Genomic DNA, 18,371 nt, shown 5'->3' on the forward strand with positions numbered 1-18,371 from the left:
TCATGCCGTTTTCAGACTATAAGACCGCGCTGGTGACGGGCGCTTCGACCGGGATGGGTGCTGCGATCGTCGAGCGCTTCTGCCGTGAAGGACTCGAAGTGCATGCGCTCGCCCGCAACGCCGATCGTCTGAATGAGCTGGCGGAGCGAACCGGTTGCATTCCGCACGCGATCGACGTGTGCGATCTGGCGGCGGTGACGAAGCTCACCCAGGAAGTGCCTTTCGATATCGTCGTGAACAATGCCGGCGTATCGCGCAAGGGCTCGATTCTGGACGCCAGTGTCGAAGACATCGACGTTCAGGTGGAAGTCAACCTGCAAGCCGTTCTGCATCTCGTGCGGCTCACCATGCCGGGCATGGTCGCGCGGGATCGCGGTCATATCGTCAACATCAGTTCGATCGCGGCGATCTACAACTTCAACGGCAACTCCATCTATCACGCCACGAAGGCCGGAATTCACGCGTTGTCGCGCCAGTTGCGAGTGGATGCGACCGGCAAGCGTGTGCGCGTGACGGAAATCTGCCCGGGCCGGGTCGCCACCGATATCTTTGGCCACGTGCATGGCGACATCGAAGAGGCGCGCAAGAAGTTTATCGACGGCTTCGAGTTGCCGCTGCCATCCGATATTGCCGATGCCATCGCCTTTGCGATCGCTGCGCCGCTCGCGGTCAACATCAGCAATATGGAAATCCTGCCCACGCTGCAGGTGCCGGGCGGCCTGACGACGATCAAACGCGACCCGGCCGACCACAACGAGTAAGTGCAAGCATGTCTTCGAATCTTGCCGCGGTCGTCTCGACGCTGGACCCCGGCATGTGGCTCGATCGCGCGCTTCTTAGCCGGGCCGCGCGCGAGCGGACCCTACGCGCGCGAGCTTGCCGGGATTTTTATGCCGATGTCGCGGCAATTCCATTGCATTCGTGAGATCTCGACCGCGGTGACCCGCGAGGTCGGCGCGTTCGGCTAACCCATTCGACTCTCGCGCAACGGCCGCGCGAGACCATCACCAGAGCCCAACAAGGAGGTTTTCCATGCGTGCATCGGTACTGGTTACCCGTGCGTCATTTCCGGACATCGTTGATCGCCTGCGCGCGAACTTTGATGTGACCGACAACCCGGAAGACACGATCTGGACGCAACCGGAGCTGATTGCCCGGCTGCAAGGCAAGGTGGGGGCCATGACGGCCGGCAGCGACCGGATCGACGCGACCTTGCTCGACGCCTGCCCGCAACTCAAGGCGGTATGCAACATCGGCGTGGGTTACAACAACGTCGACGTGGAAGCCTGTACCGCGCGTGGCGTGCTGGTGACGAATACGCCAGACGTCCTGACGGATACCACCGCCGACTTCGGTTTCGCGCTGATGATGGCAACGGCGCGGCGCATCACCGAGTCGGAACACTTCCTGCGCGGCGGCGAGTGGACCAGGACAGGGCGCTATGACATGTTCGTCGGTAGCGACGTGCATGGTTCGACGCTCGGCATTCTCGGCATGGGACGTATCGGGCAGGCCATCGCGCGGCGCGGCGCATTCGGTTTTGGCATGCGTGTGATCTATCACAATCGTTCGCCACTGACGCCGGATGTCGAGGCGAGCTGCCGGGCACGCTATGTCGACAAGGAGACGCTGTTGCGCGAATCCGATCATCTGATCGTCGTGGTGCCGTACTCGGCCAGTTCGCACCACGCGATCGGCGCGGCGGAGCTCAAGCAGATGAAATCGTCGGCCACGCTCACCAACATCGCACGTGGCGGCGTGGTGGACGATGCCGCCCTGGCGGTGGCGCTCAACGAAGGCAGCATCGCGGCGGCCGGTCTGGACGTGTTCGAAGGCGAGCCGGTTGTCTGCCCGGCGCTTCTCGCGCAAAAGAATGTGGTATTGACGCCGCACATCGGCAGCGCGTCTGTCAGCACGCGACGTGCGATGGCCGCGCTTTGCGCAGACAATTTGATTGCCGCGCTGGGTTACGGCGCATCGGCTGGCAAGCCGCCGACACCGGTGAATCCGCAGGTGCTGACGCGCCCGGCAGCCACTGCCTGAGCGATGACCGGCGCAGTATGCTGCGCCGGCGCTGTTTCGCAAAAATGGGCGCTCCGGTCGCGGAGCGCGCCAACCGATGAGGCGCCCGCAGAGGCGCCGCATACTGGAGACAAACACCATGCACGACCACGCCTGTTCCGCTGCCGGAAGCCGTCCCGATTCATCATTCCCGAAACTTATTGCACCAGAAGAAAGGCCTCTGCAACAGCCTTTTTTCGCGAGCTAGTATCAGTTCAACACGGAGGTCAATGACGACTTCTGGCGGGATAACGATGGTGCCGCAGGTCGAGTCAGACCGGGATCATCGCTTCGATCCGAATCATTGGGGCGTGCAACATGAAACTTCATTTTGACCTGGCGACGGTGCTGCAAGGCGACTATGGGGCGCTGTTTCTCCATGGGATCGAGCTCACCCTCGCGATGGCAGCGCTGGCGTGGATGCTCTCGCTGGTCGTGGGCATTCTTCTCACGCTGATCCGCCTGACCAACAATCGTCTCGCGACGGCCTTCGTCAAGGCGTTCGTGGCCTACCACCGTAATGTGCCGATGCTGGTCCAGATCCTGTTCTGGTACTTCGGCATTTCGAACATCCTGCCGGATTCATTGCAGGCGCTGCTGAACCACTACAACGGCCAGTTCATTTTTGCGGTCGTGGCGATAGGGTTGTGTAGTGCGGCCTATCTGTCCGAGGATATCCGCAGCGGATTGCGGGCGATTCCCTACGGTCAGTACGAAGCTTCGCGCGCGCTAGGCCTGAACTTCCTGAATGGCATGCGTTACGTCGTTCTTCCGCAAGCGCTGCGCAATGCGATTCCGCCGATGGTCAATCACGCAGTCTTGCTGTTCAAGAATACGAGTCTCGCGATGGCGATCGGCGCGGCGGAGCTGACGTATGTCACCCGTCAGGTCGAGAACGAAACCTTCCTGTCTTTCGAGTCGTATTTCGTCGCCACAGCGTTGTATCTCGGCCTCTCCCTCGTCATCATGCTGGGCGGCGCCAAAATCGCGATGCACTACCGCATCCCGGGAGTGAAGTGACATGTTCGACATCCTGCGCGACAACTGGACACTTCTGCTCATTGGGCAGTATCCGCACGGCCCGCTAGGCGGCATCGTGCTGACGATACTGCTGTCGCTTTCAGCGCTCGTCATCGCATTTCCTTTGGGTATCCTGGTCGCACTGGCCCGCATCAGCCCCTTCCGGTTTCTGCGGGCGCCGGCCACCGGTCTCGTCTACATGGTGCGGGGCATCCCGCTCCTGATGGTGATCTTCTGGGTGTACTTTCTCGTGCCAGTTCTGACCGGCTATCCGGTCACCGGGTTTGTCACGATGCTGTGCGCGCTCGTCATCTACGACTCCGCCTATCTCGGGGAAATCATCCGTGCGGGCATCGAGGGGCTGCCGAAAGGGCAGGCCGAAGCCTCGAGGGCGCTCGGCATGAGCTACCTGCAGACCATGCGCGCGGTCATCCTGCCGCAGGCGCTTTACAACGTGGTGCCGAGCATGGTCACGCAGTTCGTATCGACGATCAAGGAGACCTCGCTCGGTTACATCATCAACGTTCAGGAGATCTCTTTCGCGGCGGATCAGATCAACAACCGGCTGCTGACGAAGCCGTTCCCCGTGTATCTGATTCTCGCCTTGAGCTACTTCGCCCTCTGTTACGCGCTGACACAGTTTGCGCAGTATCTGGAGCGGCGCGTGACACGCAAGCGGGCCGGCGTCGTCACGAAGACCCAGAAGGCGGGCGCCGTTGCGCTGACCGATCCGCTGCCCACCGAGAACTAGGCGTTCAATCACTTCGAGGTAATTCGCATGATCAAGTTTTCCAGCGTCAACAAATGGTACGGCGAATATCACGCTCTCGTGGACGTGAACGCCGAAGTTCGTAAAGGCGAAGTCGTGGTCGTCTGCGGGCCATCCGGCTCGGGTAAGTCGACGCTGATTCGCACCGTCAACCGGCTCGAGGAGATCGACCGGGGACAGATTTCGTTCGACGGTCAAAACATTCATGACAGGAAGCTGGGTCTGAATGCTTACCGCAGCAGAATCGGTTTCGTGTTTCAGCAGTTCAATCTGTTTCCGCATCTGTCGGTGATGGAAAACATCACGCTTTCGCCGATGCGCGTGAACGGCCTCAAGCGCGCGGATGCTGAACGCAAAGCGGCAGATTTGCTCTCGCGCGTCGGCCTGTCGAGCAAGGCCAATGCTTTTCCGTCGCAATTGTCTGGTGGTCAGCAGCAGCGCGTCGCGATTGCGAGAGCGCTGGCGATGGATCCGCCGGCGATGTTGTTCGACGAGCCCACCAGCGCGCTCGATCCGGAGATGGTTGGCGAAGTGCTGAACGTGATGAAGAGCCTCGCGCAGGAAGGCATGACGATGATGTGCGTCACGCATGAGATGGGGTTTGCGCGTGAGGTTGCCGACCGCGTGTGGTTTATGGACGCGGGGAAGATTCTCGAAACGGCGGAGCCGGAAGCATTCTTTTCGCACCCGAAACACGCACGCGCTCAGAGATTCCTGTCCGATCTTCGCACGCATTGAGGCAAGCAAGCGGAATAGCCACCGCGATTCAGATTGACCACCTTTGATCAGCAGTCGATTGCTTTACACATAAACTTCAGGAGCATCACGATGCAGGTAAAGAAGATTTTCGCGGGGATGTTGGTCGTTGGCGGTGCAGTTGCATCGATTGCCCCGGCACATGCTGATCAATTGACCGATATCAAGAGTCGCGGCGAGTTGAGCTGCGGCGTGTATTCCAATGTGGAGCCCTTCTCGTATCCCAACGCGCAGACGCGTCAGCTCGAGGGTATGGACGTGGACTTGTGCAACGCGGTGGCAAAACAGCTGGGCGTGAAGGCGAAGCTCGAACCGTTGGCCGTCGAGGCACGCATTCCGCAATTGAAGCTGGGCCGGGTCGACATCGTGGTCGCCAATCTCGCGTACACCAAGACGCGGGCCACGCAGATCGCGTTTAGCGATTCGTACTATTCGACCAAGGAAGTGCTTGTCGTGAAGAAGGCTGATGCGAAGAAGAAGCTGATTGACTTCGCGGGACAGAAGATCAGTGCGGCGGATGGCTCCACCTCTGCACAGTCGATTCCCATTTCCATCAAGGATGGCCAGGCAGTGACCTTCCACGATACGAGTTCGGCGTTTCTCGCGCTTGAGCAGAACAAGGTCAAAGGCTTCGTCACCAATCAGATGACGGCGACGAAAATCGCCAAGCAGGTGGATGGCACGGACGGCGCAGTGGCGATTGCGGCGGAGCCGATGCTGATCGAGCCGATCGCGGTGGGATTGCGCCAGAACGAGCCGGCCATGCTGGGCGCAGTCAACAAAGCTTTGGCAGCGATGGAGCAGAGCGGCGAGATGAGCAATATTTTCGACAAGTGGCTTGGACCGAAGACGCCTTATGGCCTGATCCGGACCGACAAGGTCACGCCGATCGACCAGCTCAAGTTCACACCGGTGTCCTGAAGCGGAGAGTTTGTGAGGTAGCGGTACGCTTTCATTTGCGCACCGCTACCTGTTGAATGGCCGACGCGATTCCGTAGACCGCGTGCCGGGACAAGGTGGCAGGACTTTGCAACGTGACACATAAAATAGTGGTGATGGGCGTGTCGGGCTCGGGTAAGTCGACACTTGCGCGGCGCCTGGCCGCAGCGCTGGGAGGCGCTTTCATCGAGGGGGACGAGCATCACTCGGCGGACAGCCGCGACAGGATGCGCCGGGGTATCGCGTTGTGCGACAGTGACCGGGAGCCATGGCTGGACCATCTCGCCGAGCGGATGAATGAGACGCATGGTACGGCTGTGCTGTCCTGTTCCGCGTTGAGGCGTAGCTACCGGGAGCGCATGCGCGCGCGTGTCGCCGGGCTGAGATTTGTGTTTCTCGACATCACCTTGTCCGCGGCAGTTGCGCGGGTGGCTGGGCGGCTTGATCATGAGTTTCCAGCGACCCTGGTCGCGGATCAATTCGATACGCTCGAGTCGCCTGTTGGTGAAGCCGGTGTGCTCCATCTTTCCGCTTCGCAGGACAGTGCGTGCAGCATGAGAGAAGTCATGCAATGGCTGAGTGCGCCGGATGGTGCTGGATGGAAGTCGGACGAATTAGAATCGAAGAGGAGTTGAGTTGGACAACAATCTGAAGATGTTTGATCTGTCGGGGCGTCGTGCTCTGGTCACCGGGTCGAGTACCGGTATCGGCTATGCGCTCGCCAAAGGATTGGCCGGCGCCGGCGCTGAAGTCATTCTGAATGGTCGCAGCGAAGCCAGGCTGGCGGAGGCTGTCAGCCGTTTGCGCGACGAGGGGGCGACCGTCCATGCTGCGAGTTTCGACGTGACGTCAGCCAATGAGGTCGAAGCGGCTATCGCGCAAATCGAGCGCGAAATCGGCGCGATCGACATTCTTGTCAACAACGCAGGCATGCAGCGTCGCGCACCGCTCGAACAGTTTTCCCATGCTCAATGGGAAGAGCTGATGAAGACCAATGTCGACAGCGTGTTCCTTGTCGGCCAGGCGGTAGCGCGGTACATGATTGCTCGCAAGCGCGGGAAGATCGTCAACATCTGTTCCGTGCAAAGCGAACTGGGCCGTCCCAACATCGCCGCCTACACCGCGAGCAAAGGCGCGGTGAAGATGCTGACGAAGGGAATGGCGATCGATTGGGGGCAACACGGGATCCAGGTCAATGGCCTTGGGCCGGGTTACTTCAAGACGGAACTGACCGAGGCGCTCGTCAAGGATGAAACTTTCAGCAACTGGCTGATCGGACGCACGCCGTCGCGGCGTTGGGGCGATGTGGAAGATCTCGTCGGCGCCGCCGTGTTCCTGGCGAGCAACGCCTCGAACTTTGTGAACGGCCATATTCTTTACGTGGATGGCGGAGTGACTGCCACGCTGTAACCTGTCGATCCGGCGACCCGGCGCGGCACTGATGCGCGCCATCGCTTCCGCGTTCGACAACGCTTCGTCGCCGGTCAGGGTGTAGGCCTTTCCCGCATGTCCGTCCAGTCATAGGCCAGGCTGGTGATCCGGCCTCGCCAGTAGGGCTTCGGTCCTTCTGGAAGCAGCCACGCCACTTCGCCCTCGAGCGGCACGAGCATGCCGTCGCGAACCGCGTAATCTCGACAGTAGGCCTCCCACGGCGTCGGAATCACTGAGCCGGCGATTGTGCGCTCGCGCGCTTCGGCACGCGCCGACGCGATCAACCCTCTCTCGTCAAAACGAATCAGAAGCGTGACCTTCACGTTGCGGTCATTGAGCGTCGCCTTCGCCGACGTGTCGTCGACCGGTTCCCACTCTACGCCCTGGCTCGGCAGCAGTGCCGTCGGATACCACACCGCTTCGGCCAGGAACCGCATCAACTCGCCATGCGCGAGCGCCGGCGTTCCGCGCAGCTCGGCGAGCGTGACCAGTCCGAACAGGCTGGCGTGCAGAATGCCTTTACCTGCGACGTAGGCGTCATGCACCCTGACCTGCAGGCCCGGCAGCAGCGCAATACGTCCATCCCACACGAAACCCGGAGGTCCAGCCGTCACGCGCTGGGTCGAGAAGAACGGCCTCCAGTGCTCGCCGTTCTCACTCATGTTGAAGCGGCCGGTGTGCTCGACCTTCACCGTCGCCACCATCGGCTGGCCTTCCTGCAACGACGCCCGGAAATAGCGCTGCACAGGCGCAGGAAGGCACTCGAGTTCCTGCGCCATGTACCGGTGAGGTCTCGGGGGCGCACGCGTCGCATCGAGCTTCGCACACAACGCCTCGGTAACACGCCGCCAACGCCGCGAGCCGAAGGCGAGCAGGATGGCTGCGCTCAATACGACGAATGTCAGCAACAGTATGGTTAACATCGCGGGGACGACTCCTGCGGCCGCGTGGCGCCTCGCGCTCCCGTCTCGGCCATGGTTAGTGCACTTGTTTCACGCCAGCACCGCTTCTATCGGGCGGCGCAGCGAGCGCGGCATCGCGGGGCCGCGGCCGAAACGAACAACGAGGTCGGCTCGCCGGCCGTCGAGATTCAGGAAACGCGCCAATTGCGATCTGACATTTGCGACCTCGACGGGCTGATTCAGATGCGCATTGCGGATGCCCAACACGGTGGCCTGCAGCGCAAAGCGCTCATAGCAGCGCCCCGTCTCCAGCCAATGCGCGCTGTCGCTCGAGTCGGATACGAACACCGCAAGCCCGCTCGAACTGCGGAGGTGCCGCACGTACCTGGCGTTTTCGCTCTCGTGTCTGTATAGCAGGCCAAAGAGCATATTTCCGAGCCACGGCGGAACCGATGGATTTCCGGAGCATCGCGAGAACAACCCATCGCCGGTGTGAACCGCTTCAGCGGCGCTGAAGCGAATCCAGTGCTTGAGCTCGCCGACGAACGCCGGGTCGTTCATTTGCAGGGTGTTGCCGTGGACCACGTATTCCAGTACGTTTTCCATCACTTTTCTGTCGGTCAGCAGGAGCGCACGCACGCCGTTTCCAGTGGCCGCCCGTTCAAGCACGGTCAACTCAGCCGCCGACAGTGGTTTCGCATCGAATTCTGTGCGGGTGCACTGTCGCATGGTAATCGCATCGAATAGCGGCGACGCTTGCGCCTTCGTTGGCGCGAGGCCGACCCGCACTGTGCTCGCTGCGGAGTCGAATGTCACCTCTGCGTTCAACCCGTGCGCAATCGCTGCCTGGCGCAGATTTTCGGTCGCGCAGCCCAGCGAGACAAACAGATGATGATCGTCAGGGTCTACGATCGGGCAACGCCGGCTCAGGTCCGGCAGTATCGAGATGGCACGCGGGCCAATCCGGAATTTCCAGCACTGGGTGTTATGACTCGACGGCGCGAGCGTTGCGTAGCGCACCAGCCCGTGCATCAGCTGCATGCCGCTTGCGACGCCACGGTCCGGACGACGCCAGATATGCCGCGCAGTCTCATCATAGTCTTCGTCCGCGCTGCGGGCGCTACAGCTGCTCCCGATCGATGCACCGGCCGCTGCCGCCGCGATCCCCGCGAGAAAATGCCTTCTGGTTGCCATCGATTTCCTTCCGACGAGACGGTCCTGTGCCGGGTTCTTGCACGCATCGTGCAAAGATCCAGCGGGTAATGCCAGTAACCAGTATGCGAGCACCCCGAGCCTTGACACACATCAAAGAATGCGAAGAGGGGCGGCTGCACAGTAAGCGGTATCGCGGCACGCTGCTCAGGAGAGCAATGGCCGCAGGCAAGCGTTTGCAGATCGGTTGAGCCGCACCGAGCCGGGGCGACGGTGACATGTCCGGCGCGGGACGCGCGAATTGAGGTTCTGAATCAATCAAGGAGCAGGGAAATGAAGTCGGATATGCAGTTGCAACGGGAAGTCGAAGACGAACTGTCGTGGGATCCGGCGGTCAACGTTACGGACATTGGCGTCGAGGTGCACGAACGAGTGGTGACACTGTCCGGGCATCCGACGAGCTACGCCGAGAAGCTGGCGGCCGAGAAAGCGGCGCAGCGGGTGGCAGGCGTGAAGGCCGTGGTCGTGGAAATGGACATTCGCTTGCCGCACTCCGACGTGCGGACTGATGAAGACATTGCCACCGCGGTTCGCTCGATCCTGCATTGGACCGTCGGACTGTACGAAAACGCCGTCCAGGTGCAGGTCGAGAAGGGCTGGGTGACCTTGCGCGGCGAGGTCGACCAGGCGTATCAGGGGCATGTCGCGACGCGGACCATCACGCACATGCGCGGGGTGACAGGCGTGTCGAACATGATCCGGATAGGCGGCAAAGCCGCCACGGAAGATATCGCCGGGCAGATCAGCGAGGCGCTGCGGCGTCATGCCGACCGCGAGGCGAAGCATATCGGGATAAAGGTGCACGAAGGCACCGTTACGCTGACGGGTAAGGTCGATTCCTATGCGGAGCGTTTGGCCGCGCGCGGAGCGGCATGGTCGGCGCCGGGTGTCCATGCGGTCGTCGACGATCTGACGGTGGGATAAGTCAGGGGTTCCGTGAGGAATGCGGCACTGTTTTCCGCGAGAATGCGCTATCTCACGGTAGTCCGAAACCCAGCGCGGCAATTGATGCAGATCAGGCAGCCCGCTGCTGCGGCGCGCAAGGTCAATAGCGCAGATAGGCCGGTCATCGCCAACTCCTGCGTCGCCTCATGATTCGCGCTATGTGGTTGTCTTCCTTCAAGTCCCCCGGCAAAACAGGATCGCAGCGCCAATGATCCCCGCCAGGAACACCCAGAAAACCGTGCTCTCAATCCTGGCCAGACCGAAGAGCTTGGTACAAAGGAGTCCGGCACTTCCAACGCCCCCAAGAAAGACCAGGAAGTCGCTGAATGTACGCGTTACCACACCATCAATAGTGGAAGAGTATTGCCCCAACGCGCACGCCTTCAACATCAGGCCACCAAGGCAGACCAATACGAGGGTCGCAAATGGCCACCGCTCCATTTCGGTATCTTTCATCGCTGCTCCACAGATGACGCTGATTGCAGGCCGGCGCCATGCAGTGATTCCGACGCTACGCGACACATCGCAGGGAAAGAGCATCCGTCCACCCACTGTTTCTCCGCTGCTGCCGCATGGTTGATAAACCGCTGGCAACGCATATGGGGTGACATCGCATTTTAAATGCGTGGCGCTTTCTGGATGGTTGAAACGGATTATAGAAACCGGACGCCTTCTGCCAGCTTTCTGTGCCACCGCCAAATCATGGGTGTTAACCCGCGACCCCGCCGCAACCGCAACGACGGGTGCCGGCACTGTCACGTCGCGGTGTTAGTGACGGAATAGGGAAGGGATGCTTTTGAATGGGAGCGCGACTCATCCTCATGGAAATCCCGTATGAAACATGGATCTCGATGAAAGCCGGGAGAAGGATTCGTTCTTCTAGAATCGGTCCGTCGATGCAGACAGGCGGCATCCCGCCGCCACAGACAATAACGGAGACTATCGATGACCCACGGCTTTCGCACGCTGCGCCATATCGCCATCGCTTCCGGCCTGCTGTTCGGCCTTGCTTCGCAGCAGGCGACGGCGGCCGACGGCGGCAAGATCACCATCATGGTGGGCGGCATCACGAAGCTGATCTACCTGCCGGCGCGCCTGACCGAACAGCTCGGCTATTTCAAGGACGAAGGGCTTGACGTCGAACTGCTGTCGCAACCGGCCGGCGTCGACGCGGAAAACGAACTGCTGGCCGGCGCTGTCCAGGCGGTGGTCGGCTTCTACGACCATACGATCGACCTGCAAACCAAAGGCAAGGACGTCAAGGCGATTGTGGTGTTCGGGCAGGTGCCGGGCGAGGTGGAGCTGGTATCGACCAAAGCCGCCGACACAGTCAAATCGATGGCCGACGTGAAGGGCAAGACGCTTGGCGTGACGGGCCTCGGCTCGTCGACCAGCTTCCTCACGCAATACCTCGCTGGCCAGCACGGCATCCAGTCGACGGAATACACGATGCTGCCGGTGGGTGCCGACGCCAGCTTTATCGCGGCAATCAAGCAGGGCCGGATCGACGCGGGCATGACGACCGAACCTACGGTTTCGGCGTTGCAGAAGTCCGGCGACGCCAAGGTGCTGGTCGACATGCGCTCGGTCGAGGGCACGAAGGCAGCGCTGGGCGGCACCTACCCGGCGTCGAGCCTCTATGTGCAGGCGGCATGGGCCGATTCGCACAAGGCTGAAGCAGCGAAGCTCGCGCACGCGTTCGTTCGCACGATGCAGTTCATCCACACGCACAGCGCGGAAGAAATCGCCGCGAAGATGCCCGACGACTATCAGAAGGACAAGCCGCTTTACGTGAGCGCGCTGAAGGCTTCGCTGCCGATGTACACGGCGGACGGCAAGATGCCGGCCGACGGCCCGGCGACCGTGCTCAAGGTGTTGTCGGCGTTCAATCCGTCGGTCAAGGGCAAGCGTGTCGAGCTGGGGAAAACCTATACGAACGAGTTCGTTGGCGCGAAATAAGTCAGCGCCTGCCGGTTGCGTCTGTGTGCCGTAGCTTGCGCGCGTCGCGCGATTGAGGAAAAGCGATGAAGCTGCTGCTCGTGGAAGACAACGCGGAACTCGCGCACTGGATTGTCAACCTGCTGCGCCGTGAAGACTTCGCGATCGATTGCGTCGGCGACGGCGAAAGCGCGGATAGGGTGCTGGCGGCTCAATGCTACGACGTGGTGCTACTGGACATCCAGCTGCCACGGATGGACGGCAAGGAGGTGCTGGGACGACTGCGCCGCCGCGGCGACAAGGTGCCGGTACTGATCCTGACGGCGTATGGCTCGACAGACGATAAGGTCGACTGTTTCAGTGCGGGGGCCGACGACTATGTCGTCAAGCCATTCGATGCACGCGAACTGGTGGCGCGGATCAAGGCGCTGAACCGCAGGCAGGCAGGCGCCATGTCGGCCTGTCTCGTTTGTGGCGACCTGCAGTACATACCCGACACGCGTGATTTCCGTCATAACAGCCAGCCGCTGGCGTTGCGACCTCGTGAGCAGACCATCCTCGAAGCCCTGATGCTGAGACAGGGAAAGACAGTCTCGAAGATAACCCTGATGGAAAGCATGTTCAGTTTCGACGACGAGCTGAGCGCGGATGCTATCGACATCTATATTCACCGTTTGCGCAGGCACCTGGCCTTGTCGAGCGCGCAGATCGTGACATTGCGTGGGCTTGGCTACATTTTGCGCAGCAGGGATGCGGCGTAGCGGATGCCAAATCAGCAGCGTATATCAGTGAATGCACTTAGTTGTACGAGTGACACGGGAAAGCTGCCTGAAGGATTGAGGTGATTAGGATAGCGCTCATTGGCTGATCGGGACCGCCATCCGGATGTCCGGAGCGCAGTTGCAGCGGGCAACCAGAAAAAAATTTCAACGCAGTAATCAGAGGAGATGACCTTGAAGCAAAAATATCTGACCTTGGCCGTCGCAGCAGGCGCCTTGGCGGCGAGCGGCGCGCATGCACAGTCGAGCGTGCAACTCTATGGCCTCATCGATTTGAGCGCCCTCGCCTACACGACGAATGCCAACGCAGCCGGCAATCACCTGGTCTCCATGGGCCACCCCACCGACGGGAACGGCGAGCCGTGGTTCAGCGGCAGCCGCTGGGGCGTGCGCGGCGCCGAGGACATCGGTGGCGGTACGAAGGTCATCTTCACGTTGGAGAGCGAGTTCGTCCCCACGAACGGCAACATGGAAGATCCCGGTCAGCTCTTCGACCGTGACGCCTGGGTCGGTATCGAGAACGCTACGATCGGCAAGGTGACGGCCGGCTTCCAGGACACGGTCGCGAAGGACTTCTCGGGCCTCTACGGCGACCCGTACGTCAGCGCGACGTTCTCGACGAACGAAGGCGCCTACACCAACTCCAATAACTTCAAGCAACTGGTCTTCTACTCGGCTGGCCCGACTGGTACGCGCTCCGAAAACAGCATCGCGTGGAAGAAGCTCTTCAGCAACGGCATCTATGCGGCCGCCGACTATCAATTCAGCAACTCGACGCAGTTCGCCAACGGCTCGGGCTATCAGGCCGCGCTCGGCTACAACGGCGGGGCGTTCTCCATCGGCGGCTTCTACAGCCACACGAACAACGGCGGCTTCGTCGACCAGACGTACTCGGTGGGCGGCGACTATCGTTTCGGCATCGGCCGTGTCAACGCCGGCTACTTCCATTACACGGGCAAGCAGGGTGCGTTGCCGGAGCGTGAGGACAACGCGTGGACGGTGTCATTCAAGCTCGCGCCGCACGGTCCGATGGACTACGAACTCGGCTATCAGCAGATGCACGTGAAGAACGCCGCCTACAACAGCGCCGGCTTCATCCCGAACGCCAATTCCGGCGCGTTCGATACGACGGCCACGACGGTTCACAACGGCTACAAGGAGACGCTCTACGCGTCGACCTTCTACCACATCTCGAAGCGCACCGAGCTGTACCTGGCTGCCGACTACATGAAACTGCATGGCGGCTACACGGTGGCGGCAACGCATGGCCACAGCAACCAGCTCGAAGTGGCCACGGGTATCCGCACCCGCTTCTGATCCTGGCATCAACTCCTCGCAGCAGATCTTTTTGATCGATTTGCTCCAATTTGCGGCGGCGGATTTATCCGTCTGCCGCTTTTTTATGTTCAGCGGGTCGGGGAAGAAGACAACCATGTTCAGAGATACCACTGTCCGAACAGCTTTGACGATCACCATCGCCGGTTATTCAGCAGCGCTGATGCTCGTGATCGCAACGTCGATCGCGGGTCTGAAAGCGGCCAACACGGCGCTCGACAGGATGTACCGCGAGGAAACGGCGTCGCTGCGACACCTGAGCGCCAGCAGCGACGCGCTTCTGCAGGTGCGGGTCGATCTCGGTGCGTACGAAACGCTCGTCGCGCAGGGCAAACCGACCGACGCAGTGCTCGCCCGGGTGCATGCCGAGCAGACCAGCAGCGATCGCGAACTGGCTGGTTATGCGGCGCAACCGCCTTCGAATGAGGTCGAGAGGAAGCTGGCTGACGCACTGCGCGCGAAGCGTGAGCAATTGATGAAGCAGGCACTTGCGCCTGAAATTACGGCGCTCGACCAGAACGATTTCATGTCGTTTCGCACGGCGCAGCGGCAGGCGCCTGACACTCTTTTCAGTGACTACCGGAGCGCCGAGCTCGCGCTGGAGGATTTTCAGGCAGAGCAGCAAAAGGCGCGTTTTGCGTCAGCGCAACAGCATTTTCATATGCTGCTCTGGCTCTTCGGCGCGATCGGATCCGCTGCGATCGTGCTGGGCCTGTTCGCACGTTTCGCGTTGACGGCGTCGATCGTGCGGCCCATCGATCGGGCAATTCAGCATTTCGAGCGGATTGCGGCGGGTGATCTGACCAGTGCGATCGATACGCTGCGCGCCAACGAGATGGGCCGGCTGATGGCTGCGCTCGCGCGAATGCAGGCGGGGCTTGCTGCCGCCGTGGGGCAGGTGCGGCGCGGGACGGCGGCGATCACACACGGGGCGCGCGAAATCGCGAGTGGCAATGGCGATCTGTCGACACGTACCGAGCAGCAGGCAGCGACTTTGGAGGAGACCGCATCGAGCATGGAAGAGTTGACTGCGACCGTCCGGCAAAACGCCGACAACGCGCGGCAGGCCAGCGCGCTCGCCGAACACGCGTCGGAAGTCGCGGCCCGCGGCGGCGATGTCGTCGGTCAGGTTGTCGATGTGATCGCGGACATGTCATCGAGTTCAAACCGGATCGTCGACATCATTGGCGCGATTGAGGGCATCGCGTTCCAGACCAACATCCTCGCGCTGAATGCAGCCGTCGAAGCTGCGCGTGCCGGCGAGGAAGGGCGCGGATTCGCGGTGGTCGCGGGCGAGGTCCGCGCGCTCGCGCAACGTTCGGCCGCTGCAGCGAAGGAAATCAGGGAGCTGATCGGCGATTCGGTTGCGAAGGTGAAGAACGGTGCCGACCTGGCGGCTCGCGCTGGCGACACAATGACCGAAATCGTCACAGCGGCCCGCAACGTTACCGGCATCGTCAGCGAAATCAGTGTGGCCTCGGAAGAACAGTCGCGCGGCATCGATCAGATCAATCGCGCCGTGACGCAGATGGATAACGCGACCCAGCAGAACGCCGCACTGGTCGAGCAGGCCGCCGCGGCTGCTGCGTCGCTTGAAGAACAGGCACGCGCGCTCGACCATGCGGTGGCCGTGTTCCGGCTGGCTGAAACAGACAAGCCGTCCACCGTGGAACCCGGCGGGCAGAACTGGATGGCGTCCGAGCCATTGACTGCAGACGCATGACGGCAGCCGACAGAAGCGAACACTATCTGATCAGTGGCCTCACGCACCACCGGACAGTCTTCCGGCCGGGCGACTGGGCCGAGCGTCTGATGGGCGTCATCATCCTGTTCGTCGGGGAGCGTCGGCCCGGCATTCATATTGCCTCGACGCGCCTCGCCATGCCTGTCGTCGATACTGGCGTGAAATGCCTGATCGTGTCCGGTGAACTCCGAAGCGTTTGTCCGGAAGCCTTTGACTTCGTTGCCCGGTTTGCCGAAGACAATGATCTGCCGGTTGAGGTTCGTTTCTCGTCCGGCGACGGGGCTGGCCGGTCGGGTCCGGCTCCGGTCGACTGATTCGCGCCGTACAGGTTCCCAAACGACCCGAACGACCCGAACGGCCCGAGCGAGAACGGGTCAAACGTTCATGTAGTTTTTCGTGGAGAGGAAAGTGAAAGATCCTGCAAAGCATATCGTGCTGATTGCAGTGACTGTTTGCAGCACTGCCTGCCTGGCCGCGCAGCCCGACTACACGTACGAGACAACCGTACGTCTGCCCGACGGTAAAACGGCGCAGTGTGCCGTGAATGAGCCTGCGGATGCCGCGCGCGTCTCAAGCACTACGCTTGACCTGAGCGATCAGCGCAAGGCTGAGGTGCTAGCCACGCAGCGCCTGCGCCTGCTGAGCGGCCCCAAATCGGAATACCCGTCACCCTATACGGCGCCCGTCGTGAGGTGCGAGCTTGTCAACTGAGCATCGGGGTTGTCGTACTTTCCGTGCGAATTCTGGTGCCGCAAGTCGGCGGCCCTATCCGGGCAGCAGCATCGCCACGGCTGCCGCGCCCATGACGGCCGTCGCGATCCAGCCAAGGATGATCAGCGGACGGCTCGCGGTGAAAGCCCCCATCACCGACTTCTTCGAAACCAGCATGATGATGACCACCATCAGCGGCACGGCGACCACGCCGTTGATGACTGCACTCCAGAACAGGGCTTTCATCGGACTGATCGGCGAATACTGGATGCCGAGTCCGGCAAGCACGCTGACGGCGATGATGCCGTAGAAGCCGCGCGCATCGGCCACCTTGCGCTCGAGCCCCTCCTTCCAGCCCATCGCTTCGGAAAGGGCATAGGCGCCAGATCCGGCCAGCACGGGCACGCCAATGAGGCCGACGCCGAGAATGCCGAGGGCAAAGAGGATGTAGGCGAAGTCACCGGCAAGCGGGCGCAATGCGCTGGCGGCCTGCGCTGCCGTATTGATGTCGGTGATGCCAGCCGCGTGAAGCGTGACTGCGGTCGCCAGAATGATGAAGTAGGCGGTGATGTCGGAGTAGAGCATGCCGCTCCACGTATCCCACCGGATCCGCCGGAGCTCCACGGCGGCTGTGCGTGCATCCCGTACGAGCGGCGCACTGTCGTGGTTTGCCTGCATGTCCTCGACTTCTTCTGATGCCTGCCAGAAAAAGAGGTATGGGCTGATGGTCGTACCGAAGACGCCAACGACCACGGCGGCGGCACTGGCGTCGGGCGTGAACCTCGGCCGTAGCGTACGTAAAGCCACCTGGCTCCACGGAACATGGACGGTGAACAGTACCGCTGCATAGGCGAGCAGGGAGACTGTCAGCCACTTCAGGAAGAAGACGTAGCGATGATAGGGGACGAACATCTGCAGCAAGAGCGTACCGAACACGAAGAACGCCGTCATCAGGTGGCGATCGATGCCGCTGACCAGCTCCGCGACCTCTCCCATGGCGGCGACATCGGCGGCAATGTTGAGGATATTGGCGACGAGCAGTAGCAGCACGACGCCCCGAAGCACGATGGGCGGGAAGGCCGACTTGATATTGGCGGCAAGTCCTTTGCCGGTCACCCGGCCGAGATTCGCGCACATCGACTGAACGGCGGCCATCAACGGGAAGGCCAGCGGCATCGTCCAAAGCATGTCGAGGCCGAATTGGGCGCCCGCCTGGGAATAGGTGGCGATGCCGCCTGGATCGTCGTCAGCCACACCGGTGATAAGCCCCGGCCCGACCCGCGACAGAGGGTGCTCCTTCAGGCGCCCCCAAAGGAGCCGAAAGGTGTTCGCGCGCGGCGCCTCGTTGATGTCCATACATTCACCTCGCTAGTGGGAAACAAGCACGGGTATCGCAGACGACAGGAGTGTGGACTGAGTGACGCCCCCGAAGATGAACTCCATCCACATTGGATGCGAGTAGCCCCCCCATCTCCGGCTACTTTCGCAAGGCGAACAACAGGCTCGCGGCCGCACAGCTCGCGAGCGCAGGTGCCGCGCATCACGTAGCGCGTGTCACATCAAACCTCACTGAATCCACGCGCGCTTGATACATGTCAACTAACGCTTCGGATAGCGGCGTTTTTGTCAAGATCGTGTCATGCGGTCTGCCGAGACTGAGGTTATCTACCGCACAACCAGGCGCCGCGATGCGCGCGCGCCCATATCCGCTCGCATCAGGGGATGCATTGGGTACTATCGCCGCGTCCCGGACGTGGTGACATCGCGATGTGAGAGTGCCAGTCATTGGCATCGGTTCTGGGAAGTGGCAAAGTGGGATTTCTGGAGAC

Annotated in this window: 19 protein-coding genes; 15 read left to right on the forward strand and 4 right to left on the reverse strand. The window is 61.3% G+C overall.

Going from position 1 to position 18,371, the window contains the following annotated elements:
* The first annotated feature begins 2 nt into the window (after positions 1-2).
* From AC07WT_RS07785 to AC07WT_RS07820, 8 genes are all read left to right on the forward strand, one after another.
* On the forward strand, positions 3-761 hold the full coding sequence (locus AC07WT_RS07785) for an SDR family oxidoreductase (protein WP_492590307.1): 759 nt from the start codon (positions 3-5) through the stop codon (positions 759-761).
* A gap of 271 nt (positions 762-1,032) precedes the next feature.
* Entirely contained in the window at positions 1,033-2,043 is a 1,011-nt protein-coding gene (locus tag AC07WT_RS07790; RefSeq protein WP_492590305.1) for a 2-hydroxyacid dehydrogenase, read from the forward strand.
* A 336-nt stretch (positions 2,044-2,379) separates the two neighbouring features.
* Positions 2,380-3,081 carry an amino acid ABC transporter permease gene (locus AC07WT_RS07795; RefSeq protein WP_492590304.1) on the forward strand — a complete coding sequence of 234 codons (702 nt, stop codon included), beginning with the start codon at positions 2,380-2,382 and terminating at the stop codon, positions 3,079-3,081.
* 1 nt (position 3,082) lies between these two features.
* Positions 3,083-3,832: an amino acid ABC transporter permease gene (locus tag AC07WT_RS07800; protein WP_494946624.1), complete on the forward strand. Its 750-nt coding sequence runs from the start codon at positions 3,083-3,085 to the stop codon at positions 3,830-3,832.
* Positions 3,833-3,859: 27 nt separating this feature from the next.
* Positions 3,860-4,588: an amino acid ABC transporter ATP-binding protein gene (locus tag AC07WT_RS07805; RefSeq protein ID WP_494946625.1), complete on the forward strand. Its 729-nt coding sequence runs from the start codon at positions 3,860-3,862 to the stop codon at positions 4,586-4,588.
* Between the two features lie 90 nt (positions 4,589-4,678).
* A complete protein-coding gene (locus AC07WT_RS07810; RefSeq protein ID WP_492590301.1) occupies positions 4,679-5,527 on the forward strand; it encodes a transporter substrate-binding domain-containing protein in 849 nt (282 codons plus the stop codon).
* A gap of 113 nt (positions 5,528-5,640) precedes the next feature.
* Complete coding sequence (locus AC07WT_RS07815) at positions 5,641-6,180, forward strand: gluconokinase (protein ID WP_494946626.1); 540 nt, start codon at positions 5,641-5,643, stop codon at positions 6,178-6,180.
* 19 nt (positions 6,181-6,199) lie between these two features.
* Positions 6,200-6,955 carry a glucose 1-dehydrogenase gene (locus tag AC07WT_RS07820; protein WP_494948396.1) on the forward strand — a complete coding sequence of 252 codons (756 nt, stop codon included), beginning with the start codon at positions 6,200-6,202 and terminating at the stop codon, positions 6,953-6,955.
* Between the two features lie 74 nt (positions 6,956-7,029).
* On the opposite strand, the gene AC07WT_RS07825 is transcribed toward AC07WT_RS07820, so the two are convergent.
* Positions 7,030-7,899: a DUF6920 family protein gene (locus tag AC07WT_RS07825; RefSeq protein WP_494946627.1), complete on the reverse strand. Its 870-nt coding sequence runs from the start codon at positions 7,897-7,899 to the stop codon at positions 7,030-7,032.
* A 69-nt stretch (positions 7,900-7,968) separates the two neighbouring features.
* The gene (locus AC07WT_RS07830; protein WP_494946628.1) at positions 7,969-9,072 is read right to left on the reverse strand and encodes an Acg family FMN-binding oxidoreductase; all 1,104 of its coding nucleotides are present in this window, start codon (positions 9,070-9,072) and stop codon (positions 7,969-7,971) included.
* A 291-nt stretch (positions 9,073-9,363) separates the two neighbouring features.
* On the opposite strand from AC07WT_RS07830, the gene AC07WT_RS07835 reads away from it, so the two are divergent.
* Positions 9,364-10,014: a BON domain-containing protein gene (locus AC07WT_RS07835; protein ID WP_494946629.1), complete on the forward strand. Its 651-nt coding sequence runs from the start codon at positions 9,364-9,366 to the stop codon at positions 10,012-10,014.
* A 195-nt stretch (positions 10,015-10,209) separates the two neighbouring features.
* Here the strand turns inward: AC07WT_RS07835 and AC07WT_RS07840 are convergent, their stop codons facing one another.
* On the reverse strand, positions 10,210-10,491 hold the full coding sequence (locus AC07WT_RS07840; protein WP_494946630.1) for a hypothetical protein: 282 nt from the start codon (positions 10,489-10,491) through the stop codon (positions 10,210-10,212).
* 489 nt (positions 10,492-10,980) lie between these two features.
* Here AC07WT_RS07840 and AC07WT_RS07845 point away from each other — a divergent pair, with 489 nt between their 5' ends.
* The 6 genes from AC07WT_RS07845 to AC07WT_RS07870 all read left to right on the forward strand — a co-directional run bounded on the left by AC07WT_RS07845 (position 10,981) and on the right by AC07WT_RS07870 (position 16,542).
* Positions 10,981-11,994: an ABC transporter substrate-binding protein gene (locus tag AC07WT_RS07845; RefSeq protein WP_494946631.1), complete on the forward strand. Its 1,014-nt coding sequence runs from the start codon at positions 10,981-10,983 to the stop codon at positions 11,992-11,994.
* Between the two features lie 65 nt (positions 11,995-12,059).
* Positions 12,060-12,734 (forward strand): response regulator, encoded by a 675-nt coding sequence (locus AC07WT_RS07850; protein ID WP_494946632.1) that lies wholly within the window; start codon positions 12,060-12,062, stop codon positions 12,732-12,734.
* Positions 12,735-12,926: 192 nt separating this feature from the next.
* Positions 12,927-14,069 (forward strand): porin, encoded by a 1,143-nt coding sequence (locus tag AC07WT_RS07855; RefSeq protein WP_494946633.1) that lies wholly within the window; start codon positions 12,927-12,929, stop codon positions 14,067-14,069.
* 115 nt (positions 14,070-14,184) lie between these two features.
* Entirely contained in the window at positions 14,185-15,810 is a 1,626-nt protein-coding gene (locus AC07WT_RS07860) for a methyl-accepting chemotaxis protein (protein ID WP_494946634.1), read from the forward strand.
* Positions 15,807-16,145 carry a DUF3579 domain-containing protein gene (locus AC07WT_RS07865; protein WP_492590293.1) on the forward strand — a complete coding sequence of 113 codons (339 nt, stop codon included), beginning with the start codon at positions 15,807-15,809 and terminating at the stop codon, positions 16,143-16,145. Before AC07WT_RS07860 ends, AC07WT_RS07865 begins: the two co-directional genes overlap by 4 nt.
* Before the next feature lie 94 nt (positions 16,146-16,239).
* Positions 16,240-16,542, forward strand: coding sequence for a hypothetical protein (locus tag AC07WT_RS07870; protein ID WP_494946635.1), 303 nt, complete (start codon positions 16,240-16,242; stop codon positions 16,540-16,542).
* 54 nt (positions 16,543-16,596) lie between these two features.
* Here the strand turns inward: AC07WT_RS07870 and AC07WT_RS07875 are convergent, their stop codons facing one another.
* The gene (locus AC07WT_RS07875; protein WP_494946636.1) at positions 16,597-17,898 is read right to left on the reverse strand and encodes an NRAMP family divalent metal transporter; all 1,302 of its coding nucleotides are present in this window, start codon (positions 17,896-17,898) and stop codon (positions 16,597-16,599) included.
* Between the last annotated feature and the right edge of the window lie 473 nt (positions 17,899-18,371).

Source organism: Paraburkholderia sp. GW821-FHT02A12 (genome assembly GCF_059422005.1).